This window comes from Methanosarcina spelaei (genome assembly GCF_002287235.1).
Lineage (GTDB): Archaea > Halobacteriota > Methanosarcinia > Methanosarcinales > Methanosarcinaceae > Methanosarcina > Methanosarcina spelaei.
On sequence record NZ_LMVP01000190.1, the window covers coordinates 1 to 23,101 of the forward strand.

Below are 23,101 nucleotides of genomic sequence, written 5' to 3' on the forward strand. Positions count from 1 at the left end.
CAAAATATGATAAGGGAAAATGGAAAAACTATTATATTTTTTATGCGGTTGAAAAACCATTGAATTTGAAGAGGATACGATAAACTTATTATCCTCTTTCTAAACTGGAAAAATATGAAACAGTAACGTTATTATGCTGTAAAACAATTTCTAATGGGGATAGATGTGATAAAAGAAGCCATGTTATACGAGAAAATTGGAGATAATAAAGTACACTGTAATCTCTGCGCCCAGAGCTGTAAAATTTCCCAGGGAAAAAGGGGCTTTTGCGGAGTCCGGGAAAACAGGGACGGAGATCTATATACTCTTATCTACGAAACCGTTTCAAGCGAGGCAGTTGACCCAATCGAAAAAAAGCCGCTTTATCACTTTTATCCGGGTTCTTATGTTTATTCAGTCGGATCAATAGGATGCAATTTCCACTGCAAACACTGCCAGAACTGGTCTATTTCCCAGGCATGCCTGGAAGATGCTTACACAATGGATATTCCATCTGACGAACTTATTCAAAGGGCACTTATCTCACGCTCAAGCTCAATTGCCTGGACCTATAATGAGCCCACAATCTGGCATGAGTATACTTACGAATGTGCAAAACTAGCAAAAGAGGCAGGGCTTGGGACCGTATATGTGACAAACGGATATATGACGCCTGAAGCCCTCAGGAACATAGCGCCTTATCTGGATGCTGCCAATATTGATATCAAGGCATTCAATGAAAAGTTCTATCACGATGTCGCCAGTGCAAAACTCGCTCCTGTACTCGAGGCTTCTGCCCTTGCAAAACAACTGGGAATCCATGTTGAGATTACAAACCTCATTATTCCCGGTGCAAACGATTCTCTTGATGAGCTAAGGGAACTTTCAAAATGGGTGTATAAAAATCTGGGGCCTGAGACCCCCCTGCATTTTACCCGTTTCCATCCCCAGTACAAAATGCAAAATATCTCACCGACACCTGTCAAAACAATGCAGGAAGCCTGTAAAATTGCAACCGAAGAAGGGATAAAGTATGTTTACATGGGCAATGTCCCTGGCAGTGACCGCAACAACACTTTCTGCCCGAACTGCGGAAAAATGTTGATCAGGCGTGGCTATTTCGATATTGAAAAATATGAGATCACGCCTGAGAAAACCTGTCCGATATGTGGAGAACATATTCCAATTGTAGGTGAGTACGAAGGCCCAAAACAGGTAACGGATGAATACGAGTATTAAGCCTTGAAGTACTTGCCATATAAGAAGAGAAAAGAAATTCAGGGCAAAATCGCAAATGTACAAGTTAGGTATTTCTTACTGAACCAACAAGGATTCTCTACTGAACCAACAAGGATTCTCTACTGAACCAATAGGGTTCTCTACTGAACCAATGAGGATTCTCTACTGAACTAATAGGATTCTCTATAAGGAGAACTTCTATTAGTCTCAAAAAATATATTTTTCGTATCCTTCCTGGAAAATTTTTAGAATTCCGACCCGCAGAGAAGGCGTATATTTCTCAGGCTCATTTTTGACGGCCTCATGAAGTTCTTCAAGTTCGATCCATTCTACGGATACGGCTTCTTCCGGGTCAGGCCGAATTAAACTTGCAGTTTTTTCAGAACAAAGGCCTGAAAATACCGTGTGGAAGGCTCCTTTGTTTTCGACGATGCAAGAAATTTTAAATAACTTTCGAAATGGAACCGAGATTCCTATTTCTTCAAGCATTTCCCGTTCCATGCAGGCTTCGTAAGATTCATTCGCCACAGTGCCGCTTACCGAGTATGTATAGCGGCCCGGAAACCAGCGCTTTTGAGGTGACCTTTTCTGGATAAGCATCTTATTTTCAGGGTTGAGAAGGATAAGTTGGGCAGCCCTGTGAATATGCATTCCCGAATAAAACTCCTCTCGTTCGCGCAGCCGAAGATAGTTATCGTTTTTGTCAACTTCAGTGATTAGCTCTGTCACAAAAGCACTCCTATTAAGTTGTTTCACTATCCTATTCGGATGTGACAAAAAATAAAAATTTCGGTTGAAATAAAAATGGCAGGCTTCACTAAAAAAGGTTAAACCTAGAGTAATGCCATGAAAAGAAAAAAGAATTTAACTTTTCAGGGTTTTCAGGGCTCTGAAACCTCTTTTGGCTTTTCTGCGGCTTTCTGGATGAGATCCAGAAGCTGATCATCGGTCTTGCCTCTTATGTCAATCCCGAGTTTCTGGGCAGTTTCCTGTACCTTACTCTTTGGAGTTACGGGTTCCTTTATAGACTTCTCAAATTCCTTAAGGTTTAGTTCGGATTCCTTCTGAGCTTTCTTGAACTCGCCCACTGAACTTCCCATGGATCTGGCCAGCTCCGGAAGTTTAGTTGCCCCGAAAAGGAGTATAACTACTGCAAAAATCATTATAAGTTCTTGTGTGCCTATCATGGCTTAACCTCAAGCTTTTCGTTTTCTTAAACAAATATAATCAGCAGGTGATAATGATCTGAAAATTGTAAAGATCTATAAATTAAGCTAAGATTTTTTATGTTATATAAAGCTTTTATTTATGTTATATAAAGCTTTTATTTTTGATTACTATTTTGGAGATTTTATATCTTTAATTGTTTTAGTTTTCTACTAAGATTTGTCTTCTTTTATCCCGACTCGATCCTGGATTTCAGATTTTTCGGGGCTCTTCCTGTTCAGGGACAGATTTTTCGGCTTCCGGCTTATTTTCCAGACCTGCGTCGTTTTTCAGTTCTGTACCGATTTTCATTTCCGCCTCGGTTTTCATTTCCGTATCGGTTTTCATTTCCGTGTCGGTTTTCATTTCCTTATCGGTATTTGTTTCGTTATTGCTGCTTGGAGTATCTTTTTGTTCCTTCTCCTTCTCTTTTTCCTCAGAAGCAACTATATTCGCAGCCTTTCTGGTGTAGGCATCGAATTGATTGAGCTCAAGCTCAGAAGCACGCTGAGCTTTTTTAAATTCTCCCATTGCACTCCCTAAAGATCGTGCAAGCTCAGGAAGCTTCTTGGGCCCAAAGAGAAAGAGAGCTACAATAAGAATTACTATTAATTCCTGTGTGCCTATCATTGTTGGTTATTATCAACAATCAAATATAAAAGTTCTTGTAATCAGATCGGTGAAATGGCCTATTCGCAGATTCTTTTAAGAACACCTGTTTTTAAAAATAAAGAATTCCATAAATAGGCAAATTGACTCTCAAAATAGCCGGATAAGTAACAGGCTGAACTCAAAAAGAACTCCCAGTAAAAACGCCACAACGATCTGGGCAATAAATGTAGGATCAGGTGAAAGGAAAAGTGAAACTGCCATAATCACACTGTAGACCAATACCCTCTGCTTTTTAAGAGTCTGGTATTCTACAAGCCCCATTTTCACGGCAAGAACCACAAGCAGGGGGAGCTGGAACACGATTCCGAAACCTGACAGGATTGTGGTTACTGCTGAGAGAGTATCCTGAACGGAAAGTTGCGCTGTAGCCATGTCTCCAGAATAAAATAGAATATATTTGAACATAACAGGCAGGACGATAAAGTAACCTATAGAGGCCCCAAAGACGAAAAGCAGGAAAGATACAGGAATGACCTTGAGGAAAAAACGCTTCTCATGTGGATAAAGTCCTTTGCCTGTGAACCTGTAAAGCTGGTAGAAGAGCAATGGGATTGAAGTACCCAGAGCAAAAACGAAGCAGAGCTTGAGGCGAGCAAAGGTCCATTCGAGAGGTGAGTAAGCTGTCATGTAAATGTCAGTATTTATAAATTCCTTCCAGACAATTAACATCCCTTTTGCTGAAAACGGGAAAGCGATAATTATTCCCAGACAGAGCCAGATCAAAACTATTGCCAGCCGGTTTCTGAGCTCTAACAGGTGGACCATGAGAGGTTCTTCGGTATCTCCTGGGACACCGGAAGTATAGGAGGAGTTAATCCCCGAGTTTTTTCCGGTAGAAGCTGTTGTTCCGTTGCCTGTGTGCTGTGAGTTCATTTTTTCCGCTCTTACATGTATCTAGGTAAATATATTAATATCGGAACATAATATAAAATGTAAATCTACAACTCTTAGGAGGTATTTTGATTTCCTGATGCAAGAGATTTTCACAATCCATTTTGCGATCCCTCTTCAGAATATCTTTCTACTATATATTTGCATACTTGAGAGTTGCATATTTGAGAGTTGTATACTTGAGAGTTGCATATTTGAGAGTTGTATACTTGAGAATTGTATACTTGAGAGTTGCATACCTGAGCATTTATGGCACTGAGTCATTAATAATGCAATAATAAAACGATAATATAATTACTTAAAATGATTAAATTAAATCAGATTAGGAAAATCTGTATAATACATTCTTGTAATTAATATGGCTTGATTAAAATAATTTATATATAATAGTTATTCCATTAATATAAATTTAGTTATAACAAATACTTAAACCGAATTTAGAGTCACGCCTGTAAATGTTGCAACAAAAGACTTCATCTTACCATATTGAGTAGTTGCATTATTTAGCCTCGTGACTATAGATAATTAATAATGGTCATATAAGTAAACTAAGTTAATTTATGAGAATATAAATAAATTAAGAGAATTAACTAATGACTACATAAATGAATTAAGATAATTAATATAATATACTCGTAATAAATATTACAACCTATTAAAATTAACTGCTATTTCCCGGTTCTCAATACCTGAACCCACTGTTTCCGTACTCGTATTTAGTGACTCTCATCAATTGAATCTCTGAATAGTTTGAAGTCTCAGGAAAATTTGAAGGATTCCATGAAAAGAGCCGAAAAAACCTGAATCGAAAAAACAAAATAGGTAAAAAGAAAGTTGATTAAAAATCCCTGCATGAATATACCTCACTGCAGTGAATAATAAGAATTCTTTTAAATAGGAAAAATAACTTTCTTTTGCTTTTCCGGATAGGTATTCATTATGTCTGAAGCGATTGAAAATCTCAGTGCAATTCTGCTGACCCTGCGAAATAAGTTACTTGTGATTGCTGGGGTCCTTATCACAGGTATTATTCTCTCTTTCCAGTTTACCAGTCCTTTAATCGAGAGAATGAAGATTGATCTTCTCCCTGAGGGCGCAAAGCTGGTGTATGTATCTCCCCTTGAGGTAATGATGCTGGAGCTGAAGCTCTCTATAATAATAGGAATTCTTATCACTCTGCCTATTATTGCATTCTATATTTATAGGGCAATCTCGAAAAGGTACTCAATTAAAGTTCCGATATCTATTGGAAAAGGCCAGTTTGTTTTCCTGAGTTTAGCAGTCATTATCATGTTCGTCCTTGGAGCTTCGTATTCTTATTTCCTCATGCTGCCTCTCTTTCTTAAGTTCCTCTACATGGACGCAGCAGAGTCAGGGGTGACTGCGACTTATTCGGTTTTTAAATTTATTTCATTTATAGCAACAACTACAGCAGTGTTTGGTCTGGTCTTTGAACTTCCTATAGTGCTTACTTTCCTTACTCGAAATGGGTTTGTAAAATATAGTACTCTTGTGACTTACCGCAAGCATATTTATGTCCTTGTCGTATTTATCGCAGCCGTAGTTACCCCTGGAGCAGATGTCTTCAGTCAGATGATGGTTGCCGTACCCATGGTAATTTTCTTTGAGATAAGTATGATAATTGTAAGGTTAATTGGAGTAAAAAACAAGCTTTCCAGGCCTGACTCGTCAGCAACTGCAGTAGGGATTACGAGAAGGAACTAAAAGAAGAAACTAAAAGAAGAAACTAAAAAAAGAAACTAAAAAAAGAAACTAAAAAAAGAAAAAAGAAGAAAAAGTAATAGAATAGCAAAAGATGCTGGGAATGATGCGTATTTGGGATGAGAATCACAGGCTTGTTTGAGTGATGCGATGAAGGTTAAGAAATAACCCAAACAAGTCTCTCATTATTCTTTTCCGCACTTGCTTATCCGTTTATTATTCTGTCCTGAGAGCACTTAAGATTATCAAGATCACTTTTATCAAGACCACTTTTATCAAGATCATTTTTATCAAAATCATTTTTATCAAGATCACTTTTATCAAGATTACTTTGATAAAAGTTTTTTACTATTTCTGAACTACTATTCACAGAATGCCGACTGCTAATAGTCCGATTATCTGGATATTACTTTCAACATACTCAAGATAATCTTATTTAACAGAAACCCTTATTTGAAGATGTCATGGAGCCGCAGCACATAAAAGCAAATATCCAGATAATTGCCGCATCCGTTATCTACGGATTTTCAGGAATTTTTTTCATGTATGTAAAGAACATGGCCGCAGGAACTGTTGTGTTTTACCAGCTTCTTTTCGGGCTTCTTGCACTTGCAGGTTATCTGGTAGTTACCGGAAAACTGTCAGGAATCAGGCTCCGAGGAAAAAGAAAAAACTTAATACTGCTTGGAGCTTTCAATGCAGGCGCAATGGTTTCTTATTACATGGCTGTGGATTTTACTAATGTCTCAATATCCGTACTTTTGCTCTATACGGCTCCGTTTTACGTTTTACTTCTCGCTCCTGTCTTTTTAAAGGAAAAACATAACAAAAAGAGCCTTCTTGCCCTTGTTCTTTCTCTTACGGGTGTAGTAATGGTAATTGGCCCTGAAAACCTTGTTTCTGGACCGGGAATTGAGCCAGCATATCTTTATGGGGTGCTTATGGGCCTTTTTTCAGGCCTTTTTTATGCCTGCGTTACCATCACCTCACGTTCTCTCAGGAACGAGTATTCAGGTTTGGAACAACTTTTTATCTCAACCTTAGTAATGCTTTTATTATTGCTTCCTTTTGCAAAACAGGCTCCAATAACAACCCTTGTTCAAAATCTGCCTGTTCTCCTCTTTCTAGGGGTAACAATTACTTCAGTAGGTTCCATTCTTTACTTTACAGGGCTTTTGCACGTCAAAGCTCAGAATGCAAGTATACTTTCCCTGCTTGAACCTGTTAGTGCGATTTTTTTTGCGTACCTACTCTTAAAAGACCCCATATCCACTGAAACCCTGTTTGGCTGTGTCCTTATCCTTTCCAGCTCTTTCCTGGCAAGCCTGGAGGAAGAAAACAAAACCGAAAACGAACCCGTTTTCAAGGAAAAACTGCCTGCAATCCCTTAGCTTACCGAAAGCGGGAAAAAGTAAAGTAAACGTTCCGGGTCCACCAATCTTTTTCAAAAAAGGCTTGAGCGAAAACCCAGTAACATTTGGATTTGAGAATTATCCTCAAACCCTATCGGCGTGATAAACCGGCGCAACGGTTTGTATGAATAATCTTAATTTTCAGAAAAATTCTAATAGTAGGTAAATAGTTTTCAAATACAACAAAAAAATATTCTTAGATATGTTATTCTTAAGTATGTGATTCTTAAAGAAACTCTCCGCCATCCGGATTGTGTTTTTTTCTTTATTTATAGTTCTGTTTCCGGCTGGACAGAATAAAATTTATTAGTAAATAACCTTTGTTCTATTAGTCTTAAATGTTTCATATATTTCATTAATTGTTTCAAAAGTGCCTGGTATTCTTATGGTAGACGTAGTTAAGGAATTGGAAGCCCTTAGGCAGAATTTGCTTGATCTGTCCCTTCGAAATAATCTTCTCAATTACCGCCCTTCCCAGAAGAGGACCATCTCGATTACAGGTAGGAAGCCAGAGGAAATTTACGCGCTCTTTGTTCTTCAGGAAAAATCAATGAGGTTCAGGGCAACAGCCCAGTTAAAAAAAGGCAGGAAAGCTGAAAATGAGGTTGAAGATGAAGCCTCAGAAAAGGAAAAACGGCTTTTGAAAACAATAGGAAATATTCTTGTCTCGGAAGATAAACCTCAGACTTCCCGCTCCGAAACTTTTCTGGAAACCCCGGATGATATCGAAATTCTTGATAAAAAGCTTTTTTATGTTTTTAACCAGGCAAACTCCATATTTGAAGAACAGGGATATCCTGTGCTCTATCTTGCGCTGGGTTTTCTGCAGTGGAGTGACAGCAGATCGACTATAAAATTCACGAAAGCCCCTCTGCTTCTTATTCCCGTTGAACTCAAACGCATAGGAAAAGGCCGAATTTTCAGTATACAGTGGACAGGAGACGAAATCTTCACTTCAATTACTCTCCAGGCAAAAATTAAAGAGTTTGGAATTGAGCTTCCTGAATTTGAAATGCCAGAGGATGCTGCAGGAGTAGAAAAATATTTCAGGGCTGTATCCAGAGAAATCCATGGAAAGAGAGACTGGAAGCTCCTGCCTGAGATCTGCCTTGATCTTTTTAATTTTAAGAAATTTGTTATGTATAAGGACCTGGACCCTGCAACCTGGCCTGAAGACATGTCTCCTGCCAACCATCCATTGATCCAAAAAGTCTTTAATCCTGAAGACCCCAAATGTGAGATTTCCGGTTTCCTGGAAGAAGAAGTTGACCTGAAACTTCCAGTAAAGGACACTTACCAGATAATGGATGCCGATTCTTCCCAGATTGCAGTCATTGAAGATGTGAAAGCCGGGAAAGACCTGGTTGTTGAAGGGCCTCCAGGAACCGGCAAGTCCCAGACGATTGCAAATACAATTGCAGAACTTATAGCCCAGGGGAAAAGCGTACTTTTCGTAAGTGAAAAAATGGCTGCCCTTCAGGTTGTAAAAAGCAGGCTGGACTTTGCTGGCCTTGGAGAACTCTGCCTGGAGATTCACAGCAACCAGACCCGTAAAAAAGCCGTGCTTGAAGAACTGGAAAAGACCCTGAACCGCGAAGCTCCTGCCCCAGTACGTCCTGACAGGGATATTAATGAACTCGAAAAGTTAAAACATGAGCTCAACCAGTATGCACTGTCTCTTGGAGAACCTGCTGGAAAAATCTACCCAAGTCTCTATACTCTCTATGGTATAAGGGAAAAGACAAAGGCTTATTTTGAATCAAAAGGCCTGAAAATGCCCTTATATAAATTTCAAGAACCTGAAAGCTGGGATCCTGAAGCCTGGGCTAATGCAGAAGCTATTCTGGAAAAACTAAGTCCGATTCTTTCTTTTCTCGGTCCAGTCCGGAAAAATCTCTGGTACGGCTGCGATCCAGGGCTTGTACTGCCCTCGGATCTGGGAGAAATCGAAACTTTTACAGACGAATGCGCTGCGGCTTTTGAGACTCTCGAAGCAGCCATGAAAACCCTTAATGACCTTTCTGCAACCTCAAAGCCCGATACTCTCGAGGGAATTGCAACCGTAATTAATGCCGCAAAATTCCTTGGAAACTCAAAACCCTTGCCTGAGAAAACTATTCAGAATTCGAAATGGGAACCCGAAAACTCAAAAAGCGAATCAGAAGCTCTGATTTCAAAACTCAGAAAATACCTTGAGCTCAAAACTTTTGTGGACAAAACTTTTCGCCCTGAGATCTATGACCTTGATACTCCTGAATTCGAGGAACTTTCCGGTAGTCTCCTCAAACTTTTAAATTCGAAGTACAGGAAGCTCAAAAAAGAGATTTCAGCCTGTTATATCTCAAGAATGCCTTTCTGGGATAGTAAAATCCTGCTTGACCTGAACAGCTTTTCAGAATATAAAACTCTAAGTCTGGAACTTGAAAATTCGAGTTCAGAAGGGAAGAAGTACTTTGGAGATTACTGGAAAGGTTTTGAAAGCAATCCTGCCCTGCTGGACGAGTACAGCCAATGGACAATTCTTTTCCGGCAGTACTTGAAAGAAGGCACTCTCACAGATAGGAGTTTCAGGCTTTTAGAAACCGGAATTGACAGCCTGGCCATCAAGTCTGCAGCCGACCATGTACTGACCGCAACGCAGGAGTTCCTGGAAGCATTTAAAAGAGTTGGAACTCGCATAGGCGCAGATTTTGGAAAAATGTATCCAAAAGGCCTGGAAACTGCAAATCTAAATTCATTAAAAACCCAGGTAACCAGCTGGAAAAACGAGGCATCTTCCCTGGTGCTCTGGAGCCAGTATCTTGGTTATAGGCAGGCCTGTCTGGAAACAAAGGCAGCCCCGATAATTGAAGACCTTGAATCCGAAAAACTCGAAGTTTGTGATGCAATTCCTGCTTTTGAAGGCAACTACGCAGAGGTCTTGCTGAATCACGCCTTCAGAGAGAGACCTGCACTTTCAACTTTTATCCGGGAACTCCACGAAGGCAAACTTGACAAGTTCAGAAAACTTGACAAAAAGGTCCTTCTGGAAAACAGAAAAAGGATAACATGTTCGGCTTATAAAGAAACCCCAAAATTGACCTCAGGCGCGTCAAGAGCCTCGGAAGCGGGCATTTTGCTTAATGAGTTCAACAGGAAAAGGGGACATATGCCTATCCGTACCCTTATGAAAAAGGCAGGCGACCTGATCCAAAAAATCAAGCCATGTTTCCTGATGAGTCCACTCTCCATTGCCCAGTACCTTGATCCTAGAAGCACCCGTTTTGATGTGATTATCTTTGATGAAGCCAGCCAGGTCAGACCCGAAGATGCAGTTGGAGCTCTCCTGCGCGGAAAGCAGGTCGTAGTAATGGGAGACTCAAAACAACTTCCCCCAACCGATTTTTTTGATACCGTACTTGATTCTCCGGAAAGTGAGCCTGATGACTGTGTTACAGCCGGGGATATGGAGAGTATCCTGAATGTGTGCAAACGCAGTTTTCCGGTAAAGACCCTGCGCTGGCACTACAGGAGCAGGCATGAGTCCCTGATCGCAATCTCAAACCAGGAATTTTATGATAACCGTCTCTATGTTTATTCCTCACCCATGCAAAAGGACGAAAAACTCGGGCTGAAATTTATGCATCTTCCGGATGCGGTTTATGACAGAGGCAAAAGTGGAGTAAACCGGGTAGAGGCAAGAGCTATTGCAAGGGCGGTTTTCGAACAATTGAGCAGATATCCTGATAAAAGCCTGGGTGTCGGGACTTTCAATATAAAACAGCAGGAAGCTATTCAGAAAGAAATCGAGGCTCTACTTAAAGAAAATCCTGGACTTGATCTTAATTCGGGAAACGGAAAAGGTGAACACTTCTTTGTTAAGAATCTTGAGACCATCCAGGGCGATGAAAGGGATGTTATACTGTTGAGTGTAGGCTTTGGCTTTGACGGCAACCGAAAGCTTTCCCTTAACTTCGGCCCGCTTAATCGTGAGGGAGGGGAAAGGCGTCTGAATGTTCTTATCACAAGGGCCAGAGAAAAATGCGTTGTTTTTGCAAATTTTACATCAAGGGACCTGAAACTTGATGAAAACTCACCTTTCGGGCTTCGGGCACTTAAGGCTTTCCTTGAGTTTGCAGAGAGTGGCAGGCTTCCCTTACCTGCATACATTAGAGAAAAACTCGATTCACCTTTTGAAGAGACAGTTTACGATTTCCTGGTAGAAAACGGCTGCGAAGTCCACAGGCAGATCGGCTGTGCAGGGTACAAACTTGACCTTGCAGTTCCTGACCCATCCCATCCAGGGAGGTACTTGCTTGGAATTGAGTGCGATGGAGCAAGCTATTATTCTCTGCATGTCGCACGGGACCGCGACCGCCTGCGCCAGCAGGTGCTTGAAGGGTTGGGTTGGAAAATTTACCGGGTATGGTCAACGGACTGGTACTTACATCCGAAAGAGAGCAGGGAAAAGCTGCTTAAGGTTGTGAAAATAACTGTAAAACAGGCAAAAGTGCAGGCAAAAAACGATATAGTATCCGAAACTTCAAGGATTAAAGATCCTTCTGCCTGGGCTGAGTGTGTGAATCGAAGTCCTGTAGGTAGGCCTTCCGGAAAATTTTCCAGTTATCCTGCAAATCAGGTTTTGTCCCCAGTTCCTGCTTTGCCTGCAATGAATGCGGAGAGTAAAGACGGAGATGAATTCGAAGGTGGGGATGAATTTGAAAATCAATTTTATAATAGATCCTGTTTTTCGGAAACTTTTGATGCTGAACTTCTTCCAGAGCCCTCCTTTGAAGTCGAAGCTGAAGAGCCTTATCCAGTTTTTAAACTGGAGGAAGGACTTACAACCTTCTCAGATATAGATTTCCTTCCAGAAATGGATATAAGAGCCAGGTCAATGGCTCTGGTAGCCGATGAAAATTCCTGCAAGAAGCCTGTAAGAAGATCAAAAAAATCAAAGATCCTCAAGTTCAGTGTAGATTCCCGCTATAAGGGAAACAAAGCCAAACTGATACCTGAACCAGAACCTGAGAAAATGAGTTTTTATCAGGCTTATCCTGAGATCGACTTCAGTGCAGTCCGTGAAAATAAGAAAAAACGCAGGCGACTTAATGAGTTTGCGTACATTTACGGCTCAGAAAGCTATTTTGAATCCGAGCCGGAATTCGAGGAAGAAGATTATGCAGATGGAAATAACAGTTACCCAGGGACATGGGACTCAGAAACTCAAAGTGAGCATGAAGCCGAGCCTGCAATTGAGCACGAAATAAAAAGGAAAACTGAAACCCGGTTAACTGAGCCTGCTCTCGGACATACGTTTGAAATCGAGGCCAGAACTCCAAAGACACCCCTATCTTTAATCCCGGCTGAAAAAACAGGGAAATTCTCTGAAAAACCTGGTATCGAAAGCTCCTTAGAACTCAGAGCCTGTAATACAGGGCCCGGAATTGTCGAAATCCTGGAAATTCCAGGAAAAAAGTCTGAACCGGATAATTCAAAAAAAGAAGATGAAAAGCTATCCGAAAAAACCAGTTCATTTGAAGCTTCCGTACCTCTTTACCAGGCCTGTCTTTCCTCAGGACTTACGAAAACCAGTGATCTTTCTGAGGTTTCGGATAAGCAGCTTGAAGAGGCAATTCTGCGAATTGTAGCGTGTGAAGGTCCCATTCACGCGCAACTCCTGCAGCAGCGAATAAAATCGAATACAGGAGTTTCCCGTATGCTCGGAAAAACCAAGCAGCGCATAGTTGATGTTGCAGCTCTTGCCGAAAGTTCTGGGAAAATCAGGGTCAAAGGTGAGTTCTACTGGCCGGTTTCGGAACCTGCCTGTCTTCTGCGCAGACGTGAGGGAGACGAATTTGCAAAAATCGAGTGGATCTGTGATGAGGAAATAAAAGAAGCTATCCGTTTTGTGCTATACAACCAGTATTCAACTCCTCTTGAAGATCTTATTGTCCAGACTTCGAGAGTGTTAGGGATAAAAACCACACGTCGAAACACAAAGGAACGAATCGAAAAGCTTGTACAGGCAGGAATAAAGAATGAGGAGCTAACTATCATGCCTAATGAAATGATTTATTTCTTTGAATAAATTAAGTTTTTCAGAAAATTGAAATTTCTAAAGACTATCGTTTTTAAAAAGCTTATTATCTGTTTCATTGCCGTTTCATTGCCCGTTTCATTGTCCGTTCTATTTTCTATTCTTATTTCCATGCTTCGATTTAATGTTTCGATTTAATGTTTCGATTTAATGTTTCGATTTAATGTTTGGTTTAATGTGTTTTGATTTAATGTTTATGTTTCTCATTTTTTATCATATTCTCATTTTTTTCATGTTCTCATTTTTTTCATATTCTCATTTTTTTCATATTCTCGTTTCTTTTTCGTATTCTCGTTTCTTTTTCATATTTCTAGTTTTTCGTTTTTCCCTACTGTGTTAGTTTTATATACTTTACAATTTTCTGACATTGAAATTTTCGACTCGATAACAAAATGTATAATCTCGTCTCAATAACCAAAGATGTTATTTTAGCAAAAGTAATTTTTGCGAGATTATAATTAAACCTTAACTTTTATATGAGAGTAATTTTATTTCTTTTTAGATAATTTTAATGAGAGACTTTTGGTAAAGTTAAAGATTGTTTTTACGCCAGTAATCTTTATTTAGGTTTATTTTATAGAACAAGAAGCTTCGGAGATAATAGATAAATTAGTTTGAAAACATAAAAATCAAACTGCAAGCGGTAACCCTACCCTTAAGGATGAGGCATGCTTCAGGTTGCCCGCCCTGTTACTTGGAGACAAATGATAAGTACCCTTTAACAAAGTTTCTTTAACATCAGTGATTGAAATTTTGACCTCGGTTTTCTATCCGATTTACGATCTCTATAAAAGGAAGCTATGGTTTAGATATTTGAAGAGAAAAACAAAGAGGCAAGAGTTCACTTCATCCTCGGCCTTAAAGTTGGGTATTCGTGACCCTCTGCGCTTCCGTTGTAATAAGTTTTATAGAAACTTTGACTCGGCTTAAAAACATATTTAGCTTAAAAATATAGTTATAAAAAGGTTTTATTTCAATCCGTTTCCAATCTCAAATCAAATTTTCCTCTATTATTGAAACTAGATCTAAATTAAATTCTGATGAATATTCGTATAGTTTCTGAATCCTTAAGTTGCAATTTTATTGATAAAATGAAACACTTTAGGAGAAAACGGCAAATGTCTGATAAACTGGATCTCTCAATTGTAATCCCGGTTTTCAATGAAGGTGAAAACGTAGGGGAACTATATAATCAATTGAATGTGGTTCTTTCCAGGCTTGGAAAGACATCTGAGATCATTTTCGTAGATGATGGGTCTATAGATGATACTTTAAAGAAGTTAAAGGCAATTAAAGATAACAGAGTTAAGATTGTAGGATTTCAGAGGAATTATGGAAAAGCTGCGGCTCTCTCCTGCGGATTCAAGAAATCACAGGGAGATTTTGTTATTACCATGGACGGAGATTTACAGGACGACCCTAAAGAAATCCCGAGATTTTTTGAAAAATTAGAAGAATATGATATGGTTTCAGGCTGGAAGAGTAAAAGACAGGACCCTATATCAAAGACTATTCCTTCAAAGTTTTTCAATGCATTGACTCGATATATCACAGGAGTCAAAATTCACGACTTCAACTGTGGATTCAAAGGTTATAGAAACTATGTCGTAAACAATGTAAGACTATATGGAGAATTTCATCGCTATATTCCAGCTCTAGCTCACTGGAGAGGATACACTGTTGGAGAAATCGAAGTCGAACACCATCCCAGAATACATGGAAAATCAAAATATGGAGTTGAAAGGCTTTTTAAAGGCTTTCTGGATCTGATTACAGTCACATTCTTGAACCTATACAAGAAAAGACCCCTTCATATCTTTGGAGGTATGGGCCTCTTATTAATATTCTCAGCAGTAATTATAAACCTGCACCTTGTCTCTCTATGGCTCAGGGGCATCAGGATAGGAGACAGACCTCTGTTGATGTTGAGCATATTAATCACGGTTCTTGGAGCTCAATTCATATCCCTTGGCCTTATAGGAGAACTGATCACAAATTCGAGAAACAATGACGACTATATTATAAAGTACGATAGTTATGAACTGGAAAACGGCATGTAAAATCATTGTCACTTCGGGTTTAATGCTTTACCTCATAGCCAAACTTGACCTGAGGACAATCTACGAGACTTTTACCCAGATGAATCTGGCGTTGCTTTCTCTCTCATTACCTTTTATTGTTCTGATGTACCTGATGAAAGGGATAAAATGGCAGGCTCTGCTCAGTTGTATAAATGTTCAAATCCCAGTAAAACGATCACTTGAAATAATATTGATAGGTAATTTTTACGGAGCTCTTACTCCAGGCAGGGCAGGAGAAGTTTCAAGAGCTTTTTACTTAGATGCTGAGAGCTCCAGAAGCATACCAACCGTAGTAATGGACAGAGTTATAGATATGATCTGTCTTCTGGTTTTAAGTGTACTATCCATAGTTTTCTTTTTCAAAGATAGAAATTTAGTCTATATAATGACGCCGATGATAATGATTTTTATCGCTGGCATGTTCGTTATCACAAATGAAAAGGTCGTAACTCTTATTTTCGGGTTATTTTCTAAAAAAAGCGAATTCAAAGAAAATTATATTAAAACAATAAAAGAGATTACTCGAAATAAAAAAGCTATTTTTTCTGTTTCTGCATTAACTCTTGTATATTATTTACTGAATCTACTTGTATACTGGATAGTTATAAAATCCTTAAATCCCGAATTAAACGGTTTGTTGACATTTTCCCTTCCAATAGTAGTAGTTTTGGGAAATTTTCCAATTTCAATATCAGGATTTGGAGTTAGAGAATTTGTAAGCGTCACTATATTCAAGTTGTTGAATGAAAGTTCTGCATATGGATTTTCCTGCTCTATAGTTCTATATCTCTTAACTACACTATTACCAGCAGTATTTGGGTTCATGCTCACTTTAAGAAAAAAGCCCTAAAATTTCAAGACATATTGAACTGTTATAAAAAGGGTATCGAGAACGTGTTAAGAAAAAATACTGAAAAAGGGAATTGAATAAGGATAGATATTGAGGATAGAGTTGGGGAATTAAAGATGGAATTAACGAATTAAAGACGGACATTGAGGATGGATCTCACTTTCCGCAGATGTCTTCAAAAAAATAACATTTTTCCTGCTATCGTTTTTGGAAAAATTATTCTAAAATTTGCATTTATCATCTCAACTGAAACCTAGGAAAATAGTTGCTGGAAGTTTTCAATGAAGGCAAAAGGTCGAAAATTTGGGAAAATTTCAAAAGCACACTTTTGAGTAACAAGGACGATTTTCAGAGAAAACGATAGCAAGAAAAATTATGAAAATTGAAAGGACATCTGCGGAAAGTCTGATGGATAGGTTGAATACGAATATTAAGAATTAAGTCAAAGTAACTGACAAGAATTCAAAATAACCGGGCTATTAAGAATAAAAAATTAAAACTGAATATTAAGAAGAAATAAAACTAAAAACGCATTTTAATATAGGTGTGGCTAGATGGACCAGAACCAGAGTAGAAATTACAAAAAATACAACTCTAAAAATCCGCTGATGGGTATAGTGATATCCAATTTTATGAATAACTTAAAGGAAGCTTCCGCTACTTTAAAAAATATAAATAGTGTTATTGATATAGGCTGTGGGGAAGGATTTGTTATTAATTGCCTTGATTATCCGAAAATAACAGGCGTTGATATCTCCAGGAATGCTTTGAGAATTGCAAAGGAGAAAAATCCAGAATGTGAATTTTGTTCAGGCAGCATATATGAAATTTCGTTTAAAGAAAACAGTTTTGATCTTGTTATAGCAACCGAAGTACTGGAACACCTTGAAAGACCTGATTTAGCTCTTCGGGAAATAAGACGAATAACTAAAAATTACTGTATTCTTAGTGTTCCCAATGAACCTTATTTCCGTGCAATGAACTTTTTTAGGGGTAAAAACTTAGCACGTCTGGGGAATGACCCTGAACATGTCCAGAATTGGAGTTCAGGAAAGTTCGTGAGTTTAATAGATACTTATTTCGATGTGCTGGAAGTTCGAAGACCATTTCCCTGGACTATGGTTCTGTGCAAAAAGTAAGTATTAACATTTACTTTTTATTAATATTCACTTATCATTCTAGATTTATTTTAAAAAGATTAATAATAAATGTTCAGAAAGACGGGAGATAATTTCATGGAAATAAGAAAAACATCTAACCCGGAAAAAAATCGAAGTTTTAAGAATAAACACTTTAACAATTTAAGGGAGTTTTCTCTAGTAGGAACCTCGTATACTCTTTTGACAATTATTCTTACTTATCCTGTCTTTTTTAAGATAAAAACCGATATTCCTGGGACGGGAGCGGACTCGTTTCAGTGGATGAGAATCTTATGGTACACAAAAATAGTAATAAAGGAAGCTGATTTAGCGGCTTTGACGCATGACAATCTTCTTTTTTATCCGAATGGGATAGAATCAATGCCCTTTTCATCAGCCTTCAATCAAATTCTCTACGTATTGATGTCACCCTTTTTGGAACTTCACGTCATATACACGATATTATGGCTCTTAACTTTTATAATAGGAGCTATCGGTTCGTATTTTCTGGTAAAATATCTTACGGACAATAAATATGCTGCCTTTATTGCAGGAATTGTATTCGCATTTTCTCCATACCATTTTTCCAGAGGACTATACTTTTTTGGAGCAGCGACGGTTGAGTGGATACCCTTCTGTGCGCTGTATCTCATGAAAACAGTTAAAGAAGAAGGGGTCAAGAACCCAATCATTGCAGGGATCTTTTTTGTTCTGGTAGCAATGAGCGATCTGCAGTATCTGATCTTTATGGGGATCTTTGCAGGATTAGTATTTTTCTATGATTTTTACCTGACTCTAAAAGCCGGAAAAAATTTTACTTATTCTATGAAACAAATAATTGAAAAATATTTCTTTTTTGGTGGGGTCGCTTTTATCGGAGTATTGCCTTTGACCATTAACGAGATACTTATTGCTCTTTCGGACCAGAACTACTTAAAGCCAAGTGTCTCTGAGATTCCGAACTTATCAAATGATTTAATGAGCTTTTTCCTGCCTTCGCATTTACATTCGTTTCTCGGTCAGTTTACCTTAGACTTATATTCCAATATACCAAGCTGGTTTGCTGAAAAAGTGAACTTTATAGGATATATTGTTCTCGGGCTTTCAGTTCTTACACTCCTGAAATCAAAGAGAAAGCCTGACGTAAAGTTCTGGTTAATATCTACATTTTTCTTTACAATAATTAGTTTAGGACCCATATTACACTTTAACGGAGCAGTTACCTTCACGGACTCAAACCTGAAAATTCAGCTTCCATATCAGATACTATACAATACGATTCCTTTCCTGAAAAACTGCAGGACAGTTGGCAGATTTTTTGTTATTGCAACCCTTGGGTATTCTGTCCTGGCAGGGTACGGTTTTTCGGAATTATTGAAGTATAAACCTGAAAGAAAAAAACTTATCTTTACAATAGTAGGTTTCCTGCTAGTTTTTGAATACCTGTCTATTCCGTATCCGACCGCGCAGGTAAACGTTCCTGACTTTTACTATAAAATTAGTAACGATAAGGATAACTACGCAGTACTGGAAGTCCCGCAAAATTCTAACGCAGGATATATGGATTTTCAGTACCTGTACTATCAGACAATTCACAATAAAGCTCTTGTCGGTGGATATGCAGCAAGGTACCCGCCTAATGTAAATAACTTTCAAAGCGAGACCCCGCTTATTAAAGAATTGAAATATTATTCCCTTGGGACTAAAAACGTTTTACAGGAAGATGTTAATGATATAGGCACTTCGGTCTTGAATGCCTATAATATAAGGTATGTCATTGTCCACAAAAATCAATTGTCCGGTGAGCAGCTCGAGTTTGTAAGCGATCTACTGAATAAGACCCTTAAAACCGAACCTGATGTATATGCTGAAGACGAACTTATTGTTTACCGTGTTCCAGGTGAAACAATCCGGCCCTTTATGCTTTTAGGTGATGGATGGAATAACCCGGAGAATTGGGAAGGCACAATAACCAGATGGATATCAAACAAGGCTACCTTATCGGTTTATTCAGGGGTTGCTGAAAATGCAGTATTAAAACTCAGCGCATGCAGTTTGCATTCACCAAAAACACTCGAGGTGTATAACGGCAAAACTCTCCAGAGTAAACAAATTATCAACTCTAGTTTAAGCACAGTAGATATCCCGATTACCTTAAACAAGGGGAAGAATACAATTGCTTTAAACGTACCTGAAGGCACTGAAAGACCATGTGATTTTCCGGAGCTGAAGAATAATAATACAAGAGGATTAAGTATAGCAATTCAAAAAATTCAGTTAATTGATTCACATGAAAATATATCATCAAGAGAATAACTATCGGACAGAGTCCCAGTGTAGAGAAACCAAAATCCCAGTGTAGAGAAACAAAAAAATATTAGAGAATCGGGGCAACTTTTTTCAGCCCCGCACTTCTATGAGACCAGGAAAGCAGGATTTCTTCCCCTTAACTCAATTAAAGGTGTTTAACATAGTTTTTTAACAAGTTTATTTATTTAACTTGTTTTTAACTAATTTTTCCTTTTTTAATTATTGTACTTGTTTTTTAATTATTTTGTTTGTTTTTTAATTATTTTCCTTGCTTTTTAATTACTTTCTTTGTTTTTTAATTAACTACTTTTTCAACTAACATTTTTTAATTAATATTTTATTTTTAACTAACATTTTTTTAATTAATAACTTTGTTTTTTAATTAATTAATTAATTAATTTTTATTTTGCGCGATTAATTTTTATTTTGCGTGATTAATTTTTATTTTGCAACTTATTTTGTAATAAAAACCATTGCAGCTACAACTGTGGTCCATTTTCCGTCTTTGTCACCGTTTGCGGTCTGGCACATATGGAAAGTATCAAAGATATGCCCGCTTGCTTTGTACACCTGTTCTCTCTCATGCCAGGCCATTTCCGCGTCAAACTCTATGCCAAGGGTGGTCGCAAGCATTGTTGCTGCCAGGTCCTCAGCATATTCTCCTGCAATAATTTCTTCTTCTCCAAAAGAGTGATGTTCGGAGATATACCCGTAGTTTTCTTCATTTACAGGAACCGCAGTTCCTATAGCTGAAGCCATTAAACGATGAGGTTCGTTAGTATCATTCCTTGCAAGTACACAATGGACAATGGCACCGGGTTTTAATTCTAAAAGTCCTTCTTCTCTGGGTACGAGTTTGCAATTTGGGGGCAGAATACTTGAAACACTTACAAGATTGTATTTCTCTATTCTTGCAGCCCGTAGTGCAAGTTCAAAGGATGCTAATCGGTCTTTGTGTACCCCGGTACCCTTTGTCAAAAATGCTTTTCTCGGGATCATGTTAACTCCTTAAGGGATTTATGCATTTGCTGTGCGGTTTCCATTGTATGAGTAACCGATACACATATGATACAGATATAATAACTTTAGAGTCATTTTAAGTTTTTTAATTGTAGCAAGCTGGACTATTAGGGTGATTGGACTATTAGGGTGATTGGACTATTAGGGTGATAATTCTATCTCTCATTTCTGAAACGTATACCAGAGTTATGAACCTTATCCTTTTCACTTATAATTCTCAGAGATAGAGAGATCTCTATGAGAATTACAGTCCAGCGAATGAAACTGCTCGGTTAGTTCTGTAAAGCCTTCATCTTTTTTCTTCTGTCCAGAGAGAGCTTTTTCATATACGTTGGAATTTGCAACTCCTTCAAAGATAAATCTGGTCTCTATCGGAATTTCACCTGCATGGACTTTTATATCCTTCTTCTGTACACTAACTGTAACCTGGTCAGGGAGAAGCCCGGACTCAGCCATATAATCAAGAATCAGCTTTCTCCCGAATGCCTCAGCAAACTCCAGGGCTTCACTCCGGACTATGAAATGCCTCCTTCCTACAGGCGTGTATACAAAGATCCCTTTTGTTTTAAGGTCATACTTGGACTCACTATAAAGCGTACGCACCGTTATCTCAATACGTTTTGTCCCTTTTCCTGCAAGAGCTCCGACAGCGTTTCCAACCTCTGAGTATTCGGGAACAAAGACTTCTGCATCTACAAGTTTCTTCAGTTCGTCCACATACGCCTTTACCGGACCCCCTAGCAGGACAACAGGAATATCCACTTTAAAGCGAGCGAAGAAATTGCCATCGAACATTTTTTCAATTTCGGCTCTGTCCACTCCTTCCATCAGAAAAGAAATGAGATCTCTTGCCATATTCCTTGCAAAGAGCCGCTTCACATTTAGACAGAACTCATGCCTGTCAATTCCTATGAAATTTGCAAGCAGAGTAGCTCCGATTTCCGAAGCTTCGACATTCCATTCAGTATACTCCCCAAGTACATGCAGGGCATCGGTTGGGGTAAAACCGATTACCTGAACAAGCCGCTTCTGGATTAGAGAATCCATTACTCTCTTTGAAGGAAGAATGTTTTTGTCCCAGTAGACATCTTTGAGGGAAAGCGGTTCATCCCGTATAAGAGCAAGTAGCTCTTTTTCTTCACGATTCAAATTGACAGGTTTCTGTTCTGTCCGGACAAAGAACTTTGTTGCCTGGATATGTTCATCCAGCTTGAGCCGGTCGGGAATCCAGCGTTTTTTCAGAGTGCTCATGAAATCGGGGTACAGAACTGCTGCCCTGCAGAGAGGAATAACCCGCCTGGGGCCTATGTGTATATTGCCACTCTTGACCCAGATATGACTATCCCCACCCATAGCCGAGGTCTCCATACGCAATGCTCTTACTTTTGTTTGCCAGCCACCTACAACTGCTCCTGCCTCACTGAGGTATGGAAGCCCTTTATGGACCAGGGAAACATCTGTGCTTGTTCCTCCAACATCAATTACAATGCAGGTCTCATGCCCGGACAGATAGGAAGCTCCAAGAAGACTTGCTGCAGGGCCTGAAAAGACCGATTCTATGGGTTTTTTCATGGCCTCAAGCATGCTTACTACAGAGCCGTCGCAACGGAGCATAGCAATTCTCGGGTTGAGATCTCTTCTTTCGATCTCACTAACTACCGTCTTTAAGAAGCCCTCTGCTACAGGCAAAAGCTGGGCATTAAGGTAGGCAGTAACTCCCCTTTCATAAGCTCCAAGTGACTGGGCCAGTTCATGCCCGCAGACAACAGGCAGCCCTGTAAGTTCCTGGATCAGGGTTTTTACCTGCAGCTCATGCTCCGGATTTCGCACACTGAAGTAAGAAGAGACTGCAAAAGCCGAAACCCTGTTTTTTATTTCAAGTACGAATTTCTCTACTGCTGACAGGTCAAGGGCTGTGACTTCCTCACCATTACTGTCATGTCCTCCCTTTACCATAATCCAGTTTTCAATTCCCGAATCTTCAGGGATATCATAATTTCCGATAAGAATGAGCCCAACAGGGTATCCTGTTCCCTCGAGAATAGTATTGGTGGCAAGAGTAGTTGAAACCGAAACTACAGTCACTAATTTTAGCTTTTTCGGGTCAAGTCCGTCAATTGACTTCTTTATTCCTTCGAGAGGATCAGGATAGGTTGTGAGGGCCTTGTTTGAGCATACAACTCTTCCGTCCGATTTCCGAATTAAAACCGAATCAGTATAAGTTCCACCTGCATCAATACCCAGATCATATGCTATTTTCGAATTATGTACCATTTTTATACCTCCACTTTCACTTTCTGACGTTTTTGCATTACCCTTTCCTTGCCATTTGTAATGCTGTTCCTTTATGCCATTTTTAATTATTTTCTGATTTCTGACCATGAAATCTGGACAGTTTAATTCATTTTTGTCAGTTCAGTTCAATCTGGACAGTTTAATTCATTTTTGTCAGTTCAGTTCAATATGGCCAGTTCAGTTCAATATAGTCGGTTCAATCGAAT

The 23,101-nt window shown here is 38.9% G+C and carries 14 protein-coding genes; 8 read left to right on the plus strand and 6 right to left on the minus strand.

The window, feature by feature from the left end:
* Window positions 1–165 precede the first annotated feature (165 nt).
* Entirely contained in the window at window positions 166–1,218 is a 1,053-nt protein-coding gene (gene amrS / locus ASJ81_RS10400) for an AmmeMemoRadiSam system radical SAM enzyme (RefSeq protein WP_338037476.1), read from the plus strand.
* Window positions 1,219–1,425: 207 nt separating this feature from the next.
* Here the strand turns inward: amrS and ASJ81_RS10405 are convergent, their stop codons facing one another.
* From ASJ81_RS10405 to tatC (ASJ81_RS10420), 4 genes are all read right to left on the minus strand, one after another.
* Window positions 1,426–1,947, minus strand: a complete 522-nt coding sequence (locus ASJ81_RS10405) for a Nudix hydrolase (protein WP_245860035.1) — start codon at window positions 1,945–1,947, stop codon at window positions 1,426–1,428.
* A gap of 152 nt (window positions 1,948–2,099) precedes the next feature.
* Window positions 2,100–2,405 carry a twin-arginine translocase TatA/TatE family subunit gene (locus tag ASJ81_RS10410; RefSeq protein WP_095644396.1) on the minus strand — a complete coding sequence of 102 codons (306 nt, stop codon included), beginning with the start codon at window positions 2,403–2,405 and terminating at the stop codon, window positions 2,100–2,102.
* Between the two features lie 232 nt (window positions 2,406–2,637).
* A complete protein-coding gene (locus tag ASJ81_RS24825) occupies window positions 2,638–3,054 on the minus strand; it encodes a twin-arginine translocase TatA/TatE family subunit (RefSeq protein WP_095644397.1) in 417 nt (138 codons plus the stop codon).
* Between the two features lie 129 nt (window positions 3,055–3,183).
* Complete coding sequence (gene tatC, locus ASJ81_RS10420) at window positions 3,184–3,969, minus strand: twin-arginine translocase subunit TatC (protein ID WP_095644398.1); 786 nt, start codon at window positions 3,967–3,969, stop codon at window positions 3,184–3,186.
* A 957-nt stretch (window positions 3,970–4,926) separates the two neighbouring features.
* Here tatC (ASJ81_RS10420) and tatC (ASJ81_RS10425) point away from each other — a divergent pair.
* From tatC (ASJ81_RS10425) to ASJ81_RS10455, 7 genes are all read left to right on the plus strand, one after another.
* Window positions 4,927–5,712: a Sec-independent protein translocase TatC gene (gene tatC / locus ASJ81_RS10425; RefSeq protein WP_095644399.1), complete on the plus strand. Its 786-nt coding sequence runs from the start codon at window positions 4,927–4,929 to the stop codon at window positions 5,710–5,712.
* A 461-nt stretch (window positions 5,713–6,173) separates the two neighbouring features.
* Window positions 6,174–7,100, plus strand: a complete 927-nt coding sequence (locus tag ASJ81_RS10430) for a DMT family transporter (protein WP_095644400.1) — start codon at window positions 6,174–6,176, stop codon at window positions 7,098–7,100.
* Window positions 7,101–7,506: 406 nt separating this feature from the next.
* Entirely contained in the window at window positions 7,507–13,191 is a 5,685-nt protein-coding gene (locus ASJ81_RS10435; RefSeq protein WP_095644401.1) for a DUF3320 domain-containing protein, read from the plus strand.
* Window positions 13,192–14,318: 1,127 nt separating this feature from the next.
* Window positions 14,319–15,260, plus strand: coding sequence for a glycosyltransferase family 2 protein (locus tag ASJ81_RS10440; RefSeq protein WP_095644402.1), 942 nt, complete (start codon window positions 14,319–14,321; stop codon window positions 15,258–15,260).
* Entirely contained in the window at window positions 15,238–16,131 is an 894-nt protein-coding gene (locus tag ASJ81_RS10445) for a lysylphosphatidylglycerol synthase transmembrane domain-containing protein (RefSeq protein ID WP_095644403.1), read from the plus strand. The genes ASJ81_RS10440 and ASJ81_RS10445 overlap by 23 nt, the downstream gene beginning before the upstream one ends.
* A 554-nt stretch (window positions 16,132–16,685) precedes the next feature.
* Window positions 16,686–17,270: a class I SAM-dependent methyltransferase gene (locus ASJ81_RS10450; protein WP_095644404.1), complete on the plus strand. Its 585-nt coding sequence runs from the start codon at window positions 16,686–16,688 to the stop codon at window positions 17,268–17,270.
* A gap of 96 nt (window positions 17,271–17,366) precedes the next feature.
* Window positions 17,367–19,586, plus strand: a complete 2,220-nt coding sequence (locus ASJ81_RS10455; protein WP_095644405.1) for a hypothetical protein — start codon at window positions 17,367–17,369, stop codon at window positions 19,584–19,586.
* Window positions 19,587–20,033: 447 nt separating this feature from the next.
* Here ASJ81_RS10455 and ASJ81_RS10460 read toward each other — a convergent pair whose 3' ends face one another.
* On the minus strand, window positions 20,034–20,579 hold the full coding sequence (locus ASJ81_RS10460; protein WP_095644406.1) for a pyruvoyl-dependent arginine decarboxylase: 546 nt from the start codon (window positions 20,577–20,579) through the stop codon (window positions 20,034–20,036).
* A 225-nt stretch (window positions 20,580–20,804) separates the two neighbouring features.
* Window positions 20,805–22,856: a hydantoinase/oxoprolinase family protein gene (locus tag ASJ81_RS10465; RefSeq protein ID WP_095644421.1), complete on the minus strand. Its 2,052-nt coding sequence runs from the start codon at window positions 22,854–22,856 to the stop codon at window positions 20,805–20,807.
* Between the last annotated feature and the right edge of the window lie 245 nt (window positions 22,857–23,101).

Coding starts and splice junctions, on each gene's coding strand:
- ASJ81_RS10440 (WP_095644402.1), top strand. CDS start 14,319: ATGTCTGATAAACTGGATCTCTCAATTGTAATCCCGGTTTTCAATGAA.
- ASJ81_RS10410 (WP_095644396.1), bottom strand. CDS start 2,405: ATGATAGGCACACAAGAACTTATAATGATTTTTGCAGTAGTTATACTC.
- tatC (WP_095644399.1), top strand. CDS start 4,927: ATGTCTGAAGCGATTGAAAATCTCAGTGCAATTCTGCTGACCCTGCGA.
- ASJ81_RS24825 (WP_095644397.1), bottom strand. CDS start 3,054: ATGATAGGCACACAGGAATTAATAGTAATTCTTATTGTAGCTCTCTTT.
- ASJ81_RS10455 (WP_095644405.1), top strand. CDS start 17,367: ATGGAAATAAGAAAAACATCTAACCCGGAAAAAAATCGAAGTTTTAAG.
- ASJ81_RS10430 (WP_095644400.1), top strand. CDS start 6,174: ATGGAGCCGCAGCACATAAAAGCAAATATCCAGATAATTGCCGCATCC.
- ASJ81_RS10450 (WP_095644404.1), top strand. CDS start 16,686: ATGGACCAGAACCAGAGTAGAAATTACAAAAAATACAACTCTAAAAAT.
- ASJ81_RS10445 (WP_095644403.1), top strand. CDS start 15,238: ATGAACTGGAAAACGGCATGTAAAATCATTGTCACTTCGGGTTTAATG.
- ASJ81_RS10435 (WP_095644401.1), top strand. CDS start 7,507: ATGGTAGACGTAGTTAAGGAATTGGAAGCCCTTAGGCAGAATTTGCTT.
- ASJ81_RS10460 (WP_095644406.1), bottom strand. CDS start 20,579: ATGATCCCGAGAAAAGCATTTTTGACAAAGGGTACCGGGGTACACAAA.
- tatC (WP_095644398.1), bottom strand. CDS start 3,969: ATGAACTCACAGCACACAGGCAACGGAACAACAGCTTCTACCGGAAAA.